The organism is Rubrivirga marina (assembly GCF_002283365.1).
Taxonomy (GTDB): Bacteria; Bacteroidota; Rhodothermia; order Rhodothermales; family Rubricoccaceae; genus Rubrivirga; species Rubrivirga marina.
This window is the reverse complement of sequence record NZ_MQWD01000001.1, coordinates 1178012-1190546: the sequence shown is the minus strand read 5'-3', so window position 1 is coordinate 1190546 and position 12535 is coordinate 1178012. Positions and strand designations below refer to the sequence as shown.

At 73.2% G+C, this 12535-nt stretch carries 8 protein-coding genes; 5 read left to right on the top strand and 3 right to left on the bottom strand.

Annotation, left to right across the window (positions count from 1 at the left end):
- Positions 1–539 precede the first annotated feature (539 nt).
- The 4 genes from BSZ37_RS04930 (at position 540) to BSZ37_RS04915 (ending at position 8070) form a co-directional block, all read left to right on the top strand.
- The gene (locus BSZ37_RS04930) at positions 540–3662 is read left to right on the top strand and encodes a TonB-dependent receptor (protein WP_095509476.1); all 3123 of its coding nucleotides are present in this window, start codon (positions 540–542) and stop codon (positions 3660–3662) included.
- Positions 3663–3702: 40 nt separating this feature from the next.
- On the top strand, positions 3703–5445 hold the full coding sequence (locus tag BSZ37_RS04925; protein WP_095509475.1) for a T9SS type A sorting domain-containing protein: 1743 nt from the start codon (positions 3703–3705) through the stop codon (positions 5443–5445).
- Between the two features lie 523 nt (positions 5446–5968).
- The gene (locus tag BSZ37_RS04920; protein ID WP_095509474.1) at positions 5969–6844 is read left to right on the top strand and encodes a UDP-2,3-diacylglucosamine diphosphatase; all 876 of its coding nucleotides are present in this window, start codon (positions 5969–5971) and stop codon (positions 6842–6844) included.
- Positions 6841–8070 (top strand): glycosyltransferase family protein, encoded by a 1230-nt coding sequence (locus BSZ37_RS04915; RefSeq protein ID WP_095509473.1) that lies wholly within the window; start codon positions 6841–6843, stop codon positions 8068–8070. Before BSZ37_RS04920 ends, BSZ37_RS04915 begins: the two co-directional genes overlap by 4 nt.
- On the opposite strand, the gene BSZ37_RS04910 is transcribed toward BSZ37_RS04915, so the two are convergent.
- Positions 8004–8624 (bottom strand): flavin reductase family protein, encoded by a 621-nt coding sequence (locus BSZ37_RS04910; protein WP_095509472.1) that lies wholly within the window; start codon positions 8622–8624, stop codon positions 8004–8006. The genes BSZ37_RS04915 and BSZ37_RS04910 overlap by 67 nt on opposite strands.
- A gap of 38 nt (positions 8625–8662) precedes the next feature.
- Complete coding sequence (locus BSZ37_RS04905; protein ID WP_095509471.1) at positions 8663–9868, bottom strand: DUF2911 domain-containing protein; 1206 nt, start codon at positions 9866–9868, stop codon at positions 8663–8665.
- Positions 9869–9978: 110 nt separating this feature from the next.
- Here BSZ37_RS04905 and BSZ37_RS04900 point away from each other — a divergent pair, with 110 nt between their 5' ends.
- Positions 9979–10284: a hypothetical protein gene (locus BSZ37_RS04900; RefSeq protein WP_179299477.1), complete on the top strand. Its 306-nt coding sequence runs from the start codon at positions 9979–9981 to the stop codon at positions 10282–10284.
- Between the two features lie 46 nt (positions 10285–10330).
- On the opposite strand, the gene aroF is transcribed toward BSZ37_RS04900, so the two are convergent.
- Complete coding sequence (gene aroF / locus BSZ37_RS04895; RefSeq protein ID WP_095509470.1) at positions 10331–12355, bottom strand: 3-deoxy-7-phosphoheptulonate synthase; 2025 nt, start codon at positions 12353–12355, stop codon at positions 10331–10333.
- Between the last annotated feature and the right edge of the window lie 180 nt (positions 12356–12535).

Sequence of the window (12535 nt, the reverse complement as noted above, 5' to 3'; positions counted from 1 at the left end):
GCTCTGGGACGAGGCGCCTCGCCTTCCGCTGCCTCGGCGCGTTCGCGGACGGACCGAGGCGGGCTGGTCTCTCGTCACCGCGCCACTCCCTGCCATCGAGCGAAGCGACCTGGGAGGGACGGCGGCGCCGAGGATCGCGTGTCGGAAGGTGGGGCCGCCGGGTGCGCGTCGAGCGGATGGAGTCGACGAGACCTCCGTCTGCCACGGCCGGGCTCCGCTCAGGACGCGAGAGACACGGCGCGCGACGGCCCTCCCCGCCTCGGCGCCGAGGTGGGAGGGTCCGCTCCGGCTCGCCGACCACGCGCGACCTCCGTTCGGGAGTGGGCGGGGTGGAGCGGCGGTCCGAACCGGCGTGCGAACCCGAGAGTTCGGCGGCGCTTCATGGAACTCGGGGGGGCGTAATGCTGCGATAACGGGCGGGTAAACGCGACGTAACGAGCGCCCGCTAGTGTGGGGGTCGACGGGCTCAGGGGCTCCCCACCGCCCCCGCCATTCTCTGCTTTCGCTCGGCCGCGCCGAGACTCCCACACCCCCTCCCCATGTCGTTCTGGACCTCCCGCGCGTCGCGGGCCTCGGAGCACGCCCGACGGGCCGCTGCTCTCGTCGCGTTCCTCCTCCCCAGCCTCGCGCTCGCGCAGACCGGGACCCTCTCCGGTACCGTCGTCGACGGCGACTTCGGCGGCGGCCTGCCCGGCGCCAGCGTCCTCGTCGTCGAGCAGGGCACCGGCGCCGCCACCGAGGTCGACGGGAACTACCGGATCGACCGGCTCCCGGTCGGGACGTACACCGTCCGGTACTCGTTCGTCGGCTACGCCACGCAGGTCGTCAACAACGTCCAGATCGAGGCCGGGGCGCCGACCCAGATCAACGTCACGCTGACGACCGACGCCCTGCTCGAGGAGGTCGTCGTCGAGGCCGAGGAGATCATCGCGACGAACAGCGAGGTCGGGCTCCTCCGCGTCCGGGCGCGGGCCGCGCAGGTGAGCGACGCCATCTCGGCCGAGACGATCTCGCAGAGCGGGGCCTCCGACGCCGGCGACGCCATGGAGCGCGTGACGGGCGCGAGCGTCCAGGGCGGGCAGTACGTGTTCGTCCGCGGCCTCGGCGACCGCTACGCCAACACGCAGCTCAACGGGGCCGTCCTCCCGACCGCCGACCCCGACCGCCGCGCGGTCCAGTTCGACCTGTTCCCGGCCGGCTTCCTGGAGAACATCGTCACGCTGAAGACCTTCACGCCGGACAAGCCGGGCAGCTTCTCCGGCGGCCTCGTCGACATCACGACGCGGTCGTTCCCGGACGCGTTCACGTCGTCGTTCTCGGTCTCGACCGGGTTCTCGACCGAGGCCGTCCCGGGCGACGCGATCGTCATCGACCCGGTCCAGGGGAGCAGCCTGTTCCGGTTCGGCGCCGGCGACCTCGCCGTGCCGGGCCTCCTCGCGGACACGCCGCGGGACCAGTTCATCCGCCCGACGACGCGGCTCGACGGCCCGGGCGGCCCGGGCACCGGCCCGCTCGTCCGGCAGGACGCCGCGGCCTCGCAGCGCCTCGACGACCTCTCGAACGCCCTCACGCCGATGGTGGCCCCGACGCAGGGGACGGTCCCTTTCACGGGCAGCGTCTCGCTCTCGATCGGCGACCGCGTGCCCGTCGGGCGGAACGCCGTCGGCTACATCGTCGGGCTCACGGCCGACCAGGGCGTCAGCGCCTACGACGGCGGGACGCTCGCGCGCCTCGACCTCACGGGCCGCGACGCCACGACCGGCCAGGTCGCCGTCGACACGACGCAGTTCCGGACGGACCAGCGGGCCACGCAGTCGGCCCAGGTCGGCGGCATCGCCAACCTCGCCGTCCAGCTCGGCAGCTACAACGAGGTCGCGCTCAACACGCTCTTCAGCCACATCACGGAGAGCCAGGCGCGGACGCTCGCCGGCGTCGACAACGTCCTGTCCGCCGGCACGCCGGTCACCGACATCGTCACGGGCTACACCGAGCGGACGCTCGGCTCGGCCCAGCTCCGCGGCGAGCACGCGCTCCCGGCCCTCGGCAACCTCGAGGTCGACTGGCGGGCCAACCTCTCGCGGACGCAGCTCGACCAGCCCGACCTCCGTCAAGCGGCCATCCGCTCGAACGTGAGCGTCGACGAGGACGGGAACGAGACGACGTCGTACGCGCTCGTCGGCACGCCGCCGGGCCCGCAGCGCTACTTCCGCGACCTCGAGGAGACGCTTGGCAGCGGCGCGCTCGACCTCTCGCTCCCGTTCCGGGCCTTCGGCAACGGCGCGCAGCTCAAGGTCGGCGGGCTCGTCGAGCGGACCGACCGGGCCTACGGCGAGCGGTTCTTCTTCTACGAGCTCGACCGCGGCGTGGCGCTCGGGGGCACCGACGGAGACGCGCTCGCGACCTACCTCGGCCCCGACAACGTCGGCGTGATCGGCACGCGAACGAACTCGGCCGGCGAGGTCACGCAGTACGAGTTCGGCCACTACCTCATCGACGCGACGCGCGACCAGAACCAGTACGACGGGACGTTCGACGTGGCCGCCGGCTACGGGATGGTCGAGGTCGGGCTCGGCCGGCTCCGCCTCATCGCGGGCGCCCGCTACGAGGGCTCCCGGCTCCTCGTGGCCTCCCAGGCCCTCGCCACCGCCGACACTCCGGCCGACTCGGTCGTGACCGTCGACGGGACGGCCTTCCTCGGGACCGACCGGAGCTACAACGACGTGCTCCCGTCGCTCAACCTCGTCTACGGGCTCAGCGACGCGATGAACCTCCGGGCCGCCGCGACGCGGACGCTCGCCCGCCCGACGTTCCGCGAGATCGCTCCGGTCACGACCTACGACTTCACGTCCGACGGCGCGCTCCAGGGCAACCCGGCCCTCGAGCGGACGCTCATCACGAACCTCGACCTCCGCTGGGAGTGGTTCAACCAGCCCGGCGGCATCCTCGCCGCGAGCGCCTACTACAAGCGGCTCGACAACCCCATCGAGCGGATCATCACGGACCCCGAGAACGGCGCGACGTCGTACGCCAACGTCGACGCGGCCGACGTCTTCGGGGCCGAGTTCGAGGCCCGCCAGCGGCTCGGGACGTTCGGCCTCGGCGGCGTGCTCGGCGAGCGGCTCTCGCTGGGCGCCAACCTCTCGCTGACCCAGTCGAGCATATCGATCACGGGCCGCGAGTTGGCCGCCCGCCGCGAGCTCGACCCCTCGGCGCCCGACACGCGCGACCTCCAGGGCCAGAGCCCCTACCTCCTCAACGCGAACCTGAGCTACGACGACCCGCTCCGCGGGACCTCGGCCGGCGTGTTCTTCAACGTGGCCGGGCCGCGGCTGTCGCGCGTCGGCAACCCGCTCCCGGACGTCTACGAGCGGCCGGCGCCCCAGCTCGACCTCACCGCCTCGCAGCAGGTCTTCGGAGCGTTCACGCTCAAGGGCTCGATCAAGAACGTCCTCGGCTCGGACTATCTCGAGGCCTACGACGTGAGCGGGTTCGACCTCGGCGGGCCCTCCGAGGTCGCCCCGTTCCTCCGCTACGCCCGCGGGACCCAGTTCTCGCTCGGCATCTCGGTCAACCCCTCGTTCGGGGTCGGCGCGCCGGCGTCCATCCCGGCGCCCGGTTCGTCCGCCTCCCCCATCGGCACCGGCACGGCGTCGGGCGACTAGCCCGACGTCCGCCTCCTCTCTCACCCCCCACCCCTCCCCCATGTATCGCTTCGCTACGGCCCTGCTCGCCCTGCTCCTCGCGGGGCCCGCGTTCGCTCAGGCCCCGACCGTCACGGTCTCGTCCGACATCTCGACCGACACGCAGTGGTCGGCCAGTGAGGTCTACCTCCTCGACGGCCTCATCTACGTCCGCCCCGGCGCGACGCTGACCATCGAGGCCGGCACCATCATCAAGGGCCGGGCGATCCCGAGCGCCGCCACCGGAGACCTCGCCTCCGGCCTCGTCGTCATGGTCGACGGCAACATCGAGGCGAACGGGCGCGCCGACGCCCCGATCATCTTCACGGCCGAGGCCGACAACGTCGACGACCCGTCCGACCTCGGGCCCGACGACCGCGCCGAGTGGGGCGGGCTCATCGTCCTGGGCCGGGCCACGACCAACTCGACCCCGGCCATCAACAACGTCGAGGGCGTCCCGGCCAGCGACGACACGCGCTTCGGCTGCGACGGCACGACGTTCCAGTGTGACGACGCGGACGACTCGGGCACGCTCCGCTACGTCTCGGTCCGCCACGCCGGCTTCGGGTTCGAGACCGACTCCGAGATCAACGGGATGACGTTCGGCGCCGTCGGCTCGGGCACGACCATCGAGTACGTCGAGGTCTTCGCCAACTCGGACGACGCCTTCGAGTTCTTCGGCGGGACGGCTCAGGCCCGGTACCTCGTCGGCGCCTTCAACGGCGACGACACGTTCGACACCGACCGCGGCTTCCGGGGCAAGTTCCAGTTCGGCCTCTCGATCAACAACCCGGGCAACGACGCCGGGCGCTGCTTCGAGAACGACGGCGGCGTCTCGAGCCTCGGCGGCGAGGACGCCACCCCGTACTCGGTCCCGGTCTACTCGAACATCACGTGCATCGGGGCCGGCGAGGACGCCGACGACACCCAGCTCGGCGAGGAGCTCAACTCGGCGGCCCTGCAGCTCCGCGACAACACCGGCGGCCGGATCTACAACTCGATCTTCGTCGACTTCCCCGGCTCGGCGCTCGACCTCGAGGCGCTCTCGTCGGGAGAGGACACCGAGAACCGGTTCGGCACGAACACCGAGGGGACCGACGACCTCATCATCGCCAACAACATCTTCTTCGGGTTCGGCGCCGGGAGCACGTTCGCCGACCTCGTCAACGACGACTCGGACAACTCGCCGGCCCGCCAGCAGGCCATCGAGGCCGCCCTCGCCGGCTCGAACACGATCGCCGACCCGTCGCTCGCCAACGTCGACCGGGAGATGGGCTTCGACCCGCGCCCGCTCGGGAGCAGCGTGGCCGCTGCCGGCGCCCTCTTCGAGGGCAACGCCCTCGACGGCGACGACTTCTTCGAGGTCGTCGACTACCGCGGCGCCTTCGCGCCGACGAGCGGGACCGGCGACGCCTCGACGCCGACGTGGCTCGGCGGCTGGACGGCGCTCTACCAGAACGGCATCCTCTCGGGCCCGGCCGTCGCCAACGAGGACGCGCCCGAGGCGGGCCTCGCCCTCGCCGTCGGGCCGAACCCGACGCGCGGCGACGCGACGGTCCGGTTCTCGCTCGACCGCGCCCAGCGCGTCGAGATCGCGCTCTACGACGTGCTCGGCCGCCGGGTCGCCACGGTCGCCGAGGGCGCGTTCGCGGCCGGCGCGGCCGCGGCCACGGTCCCGACCGCGACGCTCTCGACGGGCGTCTACGTCCTCCGCCTCCAGGGCGAGACGGGCGCCGTCGCCCGCCAGCTGAGCGTCGCCCGCTAAGGCACGCCTCGAATCTCGGCCGCGGCTGCCCGTCATCTGCCGCGACTGAGCTAGAGCGCCGGCCCTCTGTGGGAGGGGGCCGGCGCTCGCTTTTTGGATTGGGGGCCGAAGGGCCGGCGCCTCTGAGTCCGCCTGCCTCGGTGCCGAGGCAGGAAGGGTCGAGTCGCGCACGGCCTTTCAACTGGGTCATCCTGAGCGAAGCCGCGCAGTGGCGGAGTCGAAGGATCTCCGACGTGCACCGGGCCTGGGCGACCTCATCGCGGCTGTGCTCGCCCGAGATCCTTCGACTCCGCTCCGAGCTGGCGCCCTCCACTCCGCTCAGGATGACACGGCGGGAAAGCCGTGCGCGACTGGATGGCTCCGCCTCGCTGCCGAGGTGGGCAGGGCCGATGCGGGCGGGACCGTCCGCCCTCGCGTTGGACCGGCCTCCGACGACACGGTACCGTAACCGTCTGGTCGCACGCCGGTCATCCTAAAACGAACGCCGTGGGGGAGGTTTCGAGGCATCCCCCCCGGATGCCCGATGACCTCGTACCGGACGATCTTCCTGTCCGACCTCCACCTCGGCATGCGCGGCTGCCAGGCCGAGCGCGTGCTCGACTTTATCCGCCACCACGAGGCCCAGCGCTGGGTGCTCGTCGGCGACGTGGTCGACGGGTGGGCCCTCGCGCGGTCCTGGACGTGGCAGCAGGTCCACAACGACGTGGTCCAGAAGCTGCTCCGGGAAGTCCGGAAGGGGTCCGAGATGGTCTACGTGCCCGGCAACCACGACGGCGCGGCGCGCCAGTTCGTCGGGCTCACGTTCGGGGGCATCCTCGTCCAGCGCGACTGGGTCCACACGACGGCCGACGGGCGGAAGCTCCTCGTGCTCCACGGCGACGAGTTCGACGGGGTCGTCCGCCTCGCGCCGTGGCTGAGCCGGGTCGGCGCGCGGGCCTACGAGCTGTCGCTGGCGCTCAACACGGTCGTGGCCCGCGTGCGCGAGCGGATGGGGAAGCCGTACTGGTCGCTCGCGGCGGCGCTCAAGGACCGGACGAAGCGGGCGCTCCAGTACATCGACCGGTTCGAGGAGGCCGTCGCCATGCGAGCCGTCGAGGCCGGCGTCGACGGCGTCGTGTGCGGCCACATCCATCGGCCCGAGCTCCGCGACGTCGTGACCGAGGCGGGCGCGACGCTCTACGCCAACTGCGGCGACTGGGTCGAGAACTGCACGGCGCTCGTGGAGCACCACGACGGCCGGCTCGAGATCGTCCGGTGGACGGGCGCGATCCAGCGGGACGCCGAGGCACGAGGCGACGGCGTGCGTCAGCCGGTCGCCGCGCTCGTGCCCCGCCTCGCCCTCAGCACCGAGGCCGCCCGCCTCGGGCTCGACGCGGGGACACTCGGAGCGGAGCGATGAGACGGGATCCGCTCCGCGTGCTCTTCGCCGTGCAGGGCGAGGGGCGCGGCCACCTCACGCAGGCGCTCGCCGTGGCCGCCATGCTCCGCCGTCGCGGCCATCAGGTCGTCGGGGCGGTGGCCGGGACGAGCCGTTGGGGCGACGTGCCGGACTTTTTCCGCGAGGGGCTGGCGGCGCGCGTCGAAACCGTGGAGAGCCCCGGCTTCGTGTCCGGCGCCGACGGCCGGATCCGGCCCGTCGCCACGTTCGCCGCCAACGTCGCACGGATGCGGCGCTTCGCCCCGAGCCTCGACCGGATCACGACCGTCCTCGACCGGCTCGAACCCGACGTCGTCGTCAACTTCTACGAGGGGCTGATGGGCCTTCACGGGCTGCTCCGCGTGTCGGACGTGCCCGTCGTCGCCGTCGGCCACCAGTTCTTCTCGGGGCACCCGGGCTACCCGCTCCTTCCGGGCCAGCCGCTCCAGCGGGTCGCGATGGAGGCGTACACGTCGCTCGTCGGCGTCGGCGCCGAGACGCGCCTCGCGCTCTCGTTCTACGACGCGCCCGACCGGCCGGGCGTCCGCGTCGTCCCGCCGCTCCTCCGGTCACAGCTGTTCGACCTGGGCGACGCGCCGGGTGACGGGTCGATCCTCGTCTACCTCATGGAGCCGGCGATGGCGCCCGCACTCGCGGCGTGGAGCGACCGGAACCCGGGCGTCCGGATCCACACGTTCGCGGCCGTCGAGCCGCACGACCACAGCCCGTCGCTGACGTTCCACGGCCTCAGCGGGACGGAATTCCTCAAGCGCATGGCCGCGGCGCGCGGCGTCGTCTGCACGGCCGGGTTCGAGACGGTCTCCGAGGCCATGTGGCTCGGCACGCCGGCCCTCCTCGTCCCGACGCCCGGCCACTACGAGCAGCGCTGCAACGCCGTCGACGCCGTGGCGGCCGGCGCGGGCGTCCACGCCGAGACGCTCGACCTCGACCCGCTCCTCGACTACCTCGACCATCACGCCGAGGCGGCCCAGGCCGAGACGACGAGCCGCTTCCGCCGCTGGATCGCGCGCGCCGAGGGCCGGGCCGTCGGCGCCATCGAGGAGGCCGCGGGGCTGGCTCCGCTCGGCGGCGACGGCGCGGGCGACGGGCTCGCCGACGAGGTCGAGGTTCGCGAGGCGCGCTACCTCCCGCCGACCTCCTCGGTCGACGGGCGCGGGCCGAGCGAGAACGCGTCGACGTGGGAGTAGAGGCCGCCGCCGAGCCGCCCCACGGCGCGCACGGCCTCCTGGCGGACATAGCCGCGCTCGGCGTCGTACAGGTCGTCACGGAGATAGAGCCCCTCGACCACGCCGATCAGCACGCGTGACCGGCCGATTTGGAGCGTCGTGTGCTCGCGGCAGGCGAGAGCGGCCGGCGCCGCGGCGATCCGCGGCACGTCGCCGGCCGGCGGATCGGCGAGGTCCAGCGCGAGCGCGTCGACCTCGCTCGCGCCCGGCGGGTACGGGCCGGACGAGCGGTGCATCGCCTCGGCCACGGCCTCGCTCACGACGTTGACCACGAAGCGGCCGGTCCGGCGGACGTTCGCGGCGGTGTCCTTTGCGTGCCGGTCGCCGGGCTGCGACAGGCCGAGCGCCACGAGGTGCGGGTCGTGGCCCATCAGGTTGAAGAAGCTGTACGGCGCCGCGTTGACGCTCCCGTCGGCGTTGCGCGTCGTGACCCACGCGATGGGGCGCGGGACGACGAGCGCGGAGAGGAGCTTGTAGCCGGCCCGCGGGGCGAGCGCGTCGAGGTCGAAGTCCATGGGCGAGTCGGCCCGCCTCGGCGCCGAGGCGGGGGAGGTCAATCCGGGACGGTGAACGGGACGGAGAACGCGTCGCGGTCCCACCGCAGCGACAGCACGCCGGACCGCGCGCCGGTCTCGTCGACGGCGATCGTGAACGCCTCGACGGTCTCGCCGAGGGCCGAGCGCGTCAGCGGGACGCGGCCGAGGTCGCGGGCCTCGTCGTAGGTCGTCCCGCCCTGGCCCGTCTGGCGGTTCACGATGAGCACGCCGCCATCGGCCGCGGGGATCGAGTAGAGCGTGTAGACGCCGGCCGGGACCGCGAGCGCGTCGTCGCCCTCGCCGAGCACGAGCGCGTGGTTCGTCTCGAGGTGCGTGGCGCGGTTGGCGCCGGTCCGCCAGAGCTCGCCCCACGGCACCAGCGCGCCCCAGATCTCGCGGCCCCGCTTCTGGGGCACGCCGTAGTCGACCGAGACCGTCGCCGGCCCGATCTCGCCGACGGCCTCGCCGCGACCCGAGAGCTCGCCGGCCGACAGGCCCGCCGCGTCCATCTCGGCCCAGCGCGCCGCCACAGCCTCGACGTCGACGTCGGCCACGCGCATCACGGTCAGCTTCCGCGTCGTGGCGCCCGCGTCGAGCTCGAGGAGCCGGCCCTCGTCGTCGGCCTCGACGACCATGCTCCCGCGGAACGGGTGCGTGACCGTCACCGACCCGTCGTCCTCAACGTCGCTCGTGAAGGCAACGACGCCGCGCGGCGTGAAGAGCGGCTGCTCCAGCGGCCCGCCCGCCGCGACGGCCCGCCGGACCATCAGCTCGAACGGCCAGTGGACGAGGTCGACGAACGGGAGCGGTCGCGCGGCGCCGGCCACCATCCGCGTCTCGGTCTCCCCCATCGTCTCGGAGGACGTGACCCGCAGGCTGTCGCCGACCGGCTCGGCCCGCTGCGTCCGGAGGACCTCGTCGGTCAGCGGCTGCCGGACGACGGCCTCGTAGGCCTCCAGCCCGCCGTCGTCGTCGAGGTCGAGGGTGTAGGTCGCGAGGGTCGTCTGCGGGGCGCGGACGGCGACGGTCGCCTCCATCCCGCCGGGCGTGACCGTGAACCGCTCGACGGCGAGCGTGTCGTCGCCGAGACGGGTGACGAAGCCGGCGGTCTCGGCCTCAACGGCGGTGATCGGCGGGGTGCGGGCGGTGCCGGGGGCCGGCGTCCCGGCACAGCCGGCGAGCGCCCCAAGAGCGGCGAGGAGAGGAGCGAACAGACGGGGCATGGGGGCGGCGGGAGGGAACGAGACGTTCGCCCGACGTCTGCCGAGGGTTCCCAGGCCGGGCGGAACCGGACCGCGCCTCGCGCCCTCTCAGCGTCCCCCCGCGACGTGCCATGACCCAGAAAGCCCTCGTCGTCACCGTCGGCCCGACCGGCGCCCGGACGGCCTCGCTCGACGACCTCGACCAGCACCTCCGCGCCGGCTGGCGCGTGGCCCAGACCTCGCCGATGGGCGGCGGCGGCGCGACCGACGGGTTCGCCGCGCTCGTCGTGCTGGAGCGGGCCGGCGAGACCGAGGCCGAGATGCTGCTCGAGTCGGTCGAGGAGGAGCTGGAGGGCGACGGCGCGCCCGACGAGATCCAGGACCCCGTCCTCCGCCAGATCGTCGAGGACGACGACGTGGAGTCCCGCTTCCGTTGAGCCCTGCCCGCCTCGGCGTCGTCACCGAGGCGGGCGGAGCTGGTCCCTAGGCCGCGACGGCCGGCGCCACGCCGATCTCGCGCGCCAGCTCGTTGAGCTGGTCCCAGGTCAGCGACTGGGGTCCGTCGGAGAGCGCGTGGTCGGGGTCCGGGTGGGCCTCCACGATGAGCCCGTGCGCGCCGGCCGCGATCGCCGCCTTCGCGAGCGCCGGGACCCAGCGCCGGAGGCCGGCCGCGTGGCTCGGGTCCACGATCACCGGGAGGTGCGTCCGCTCGCGGGCGACGACGACTGAGCTGAGGTCGAGCGTGTTGCGCGTGGCCGTCTCAAACGTCCGGATGCCGCGCTCGCAGAGGATCACGCGCTCGTTGCCGCCGGCGAGGACGTACTCCGCCGCCGCCAGCCACTCGTCGATGGACGACGACATCCCGCGCTTGAGGAGGACCGCCGCGTGGCTCTTCCCGACCTCCTTGAGCAGCTCGAAGTTCTGCATGTTGCGCGCGCCGATCTGGAGCACGTCGGCCTCGCGGGCGATCGCCTCGACGTCCTTCGGGTGGACCACCTCGGTCACGATGGGGAGCCCGTTCTGCCGCCCCGCCTCGTGCATCATGGCGAGCCCCTCGAAGCCGAGCCCCTGGAAGTCGTAGGGCAGCGTCCGCGGCTTGAAGCAGCCGCCGCGGAGCATGAGCCCGCCCGCCTCGCGGACGGCCCGGGCCGACTCGAAGATCTGGTCCCGGCTCTCCACCGAGCACGGCCCGGCGATGAGGACCGGCGGCTCGTCGCCCCCGATCCGGACGCCCGCGATCTCGACGACCGTGTCCGGCCGGCCCTGTCGGTCACCGAGCGTCCGGCGACTCGGCTTGACGCTCGGCGGGGCGGTGGCCTTGGCCCGGGGCGCCGCGCCGTCGCCCGAGGCGGCCACGCCCAGCGCGGCGCGCGGCGTCTCGGCGCGGAACACGGGGTACGAGCCGAGCACGCGGAGCGACTTCGTGTGGGCCTCCGCGGCCTCGATGGCGTCGGCGACCGCGTCCTCGTGCGTGCCGCCCTCGAGGTCGAGGTAGAACAGGCTCTCGAACGGGGTCGTGGGCGACGGCCGGCTTTCGAGCTTGGTGAGGTTGACCTCGGCCTCGGCGAACACCTGGAGGACGGCGGCCAGCTTGCCGGGGCCGTGCTCGGTCGAGAGCACGAGCGACGTCTTATGCGGGAGCCGCTGGTCGTGCGCGAGCGGCTCGGCCGCCACGATGAGGAAGCGCGTGAAGTTGTCCTTCCGGTTCGCCACGTTCCGCTTGAGGATCTCGAGCCCGTAGTGCTCGGCGGCGTCCTCGCCCGCGATCGCGGCGCGCGTGGGGTCGCCCGCCTCGGCGACGGCCTTGGCCGCCCCGGCCGTGTCGTCCTCCGAGTCGACGTGGCCGCCGTGGTGCTTGAAGTCGTCCAGGAACAGGCTGCACTGGCGGATCGCCTGCGGGTGCGTCCCGATCCGCTCGACGTGCCCGAGCGACGCGCCCGGCAGCCCGAGCAGGCAGTGCTCCACCTTCAGGACCTCCTCGCCCACGATGTGGAGGCCCGGCTCGACGAGGAGGTCGTAGACGCCCGAGATCGGCCCGGCCGTCGTGTTCTCGACCGGGAGGAGCGCGCGGTCGGCCTTCCCGCCCTTGAGCGCCTCGATGGCGCCGCCGAACGTGCTCGTGCCGAGGTACCCCACGCCGTCGACCGCCGCGAAGTGGTGGCGCGCGGCCGAGTGGCTGTAGCACCCCTCGACGCCCTGGTACGCCACCCGGAGCCCGGCCTCGCCCGACTGGCGGACAGCCTGGTAGCGGACCGAGTGGCGCAGGATCTGGCGGTACAGCTGCGACGCGAAGTAGCCGTCGACGCCGGCCGCCTCGGCCAGCTGGTGGACGCGCGAGAGGAGCGACTGCTCGCGGTCGGGGTCCTGGATCGGGAGCGCGCCGTCGGCGGCCTTGACGGCGGCCACGTCGGAGACGAGGCGCTGCCGCTCGGCGAGGGCCTCGACGAGCTTGCGGTCCACGGCGTCGAGGTCGGACCGGAGGGTCGAGAGGTCGGGGGAGTCGGGCATGGGGGTGGGGCAACAAAAAAGCCCGCCGGGGAGGGCGGGCTGCAAGAGGCGAGGAGGTAAGGGTCTCCTAGCGCTTCCGGCCCGCCGGACGCATAAACCAATACCCGTAGTAAAACGAGGTGCTGGAGAGCGTGGGGCGGGCGACGATCATGGACGGAGGGTAGCCACCGCCGTCCACGC

What these genes read in the sequence shown, in the direction of transcription:
- BSZ37_RS04920 (WP_095509474.1), top strand. Translation starts at nt 5,969, where the DNA reads ATGACCTCGTACCGGACGATCTTCCTGTCCGACCTCCACCTCGGCATG.
- BSZ37_RS04915 (WP_095509473.1), top strand. Translation starts at nt 6,841, where the DNA reads ATGAGACGGGATCCGCTCCGCGTGCTCTTCGCCGTGCAGGGCGAGGGG.
- BSZ37_RS04905 (WP_095509471.1), bottom strand. Translation starts at nt 9,868, where the DNA reads ATGCCCCGTCTGTTCGCTCCTCTCCTCGCCGCTCTTGGGGCGCTCGCC.
- BSZ37_RS04910 (WP_095509472.1), bottom strand. Translation starts at nt 8,624, where the DNA reads ATGGACTTCGACCTCGACGCGCTCGCCCCGCGGGCCGGCTACAAGCTC.
- BSZ37_RS04925 (WP_095509475.1), top strand. Translation starts at nt 3,703, where the DNA reads ATGTATCGCTTCGCTACGGCCCTGCTCGCCCTGCTCCTCGCGGGGCCC.
- BSZ37_RS04900 (WP_179299477.1), top strand. Translation starts at nt 9,979, where the DNA reads ATGACCCAGAAAGCCCTCGTCGTCACCGTCGGCCCGACCGGCGCCCGG.
- aroF (WP_095509470.1), bottom strand. Translation starts at nt 12,355, where the DNA reads ATGCCCGACTCCCCCGACCTCTCGACCCTCCGGTCCGACCTCGACGCC.
- BSZ37_RS04930 (WP_095509476.1), top strand. Translation starts at nt 540, where the DNA reads ATGTCGTTCTGGACCTCCCGCGCGTCGCGGGCCTCGGAGCACGCCCGA.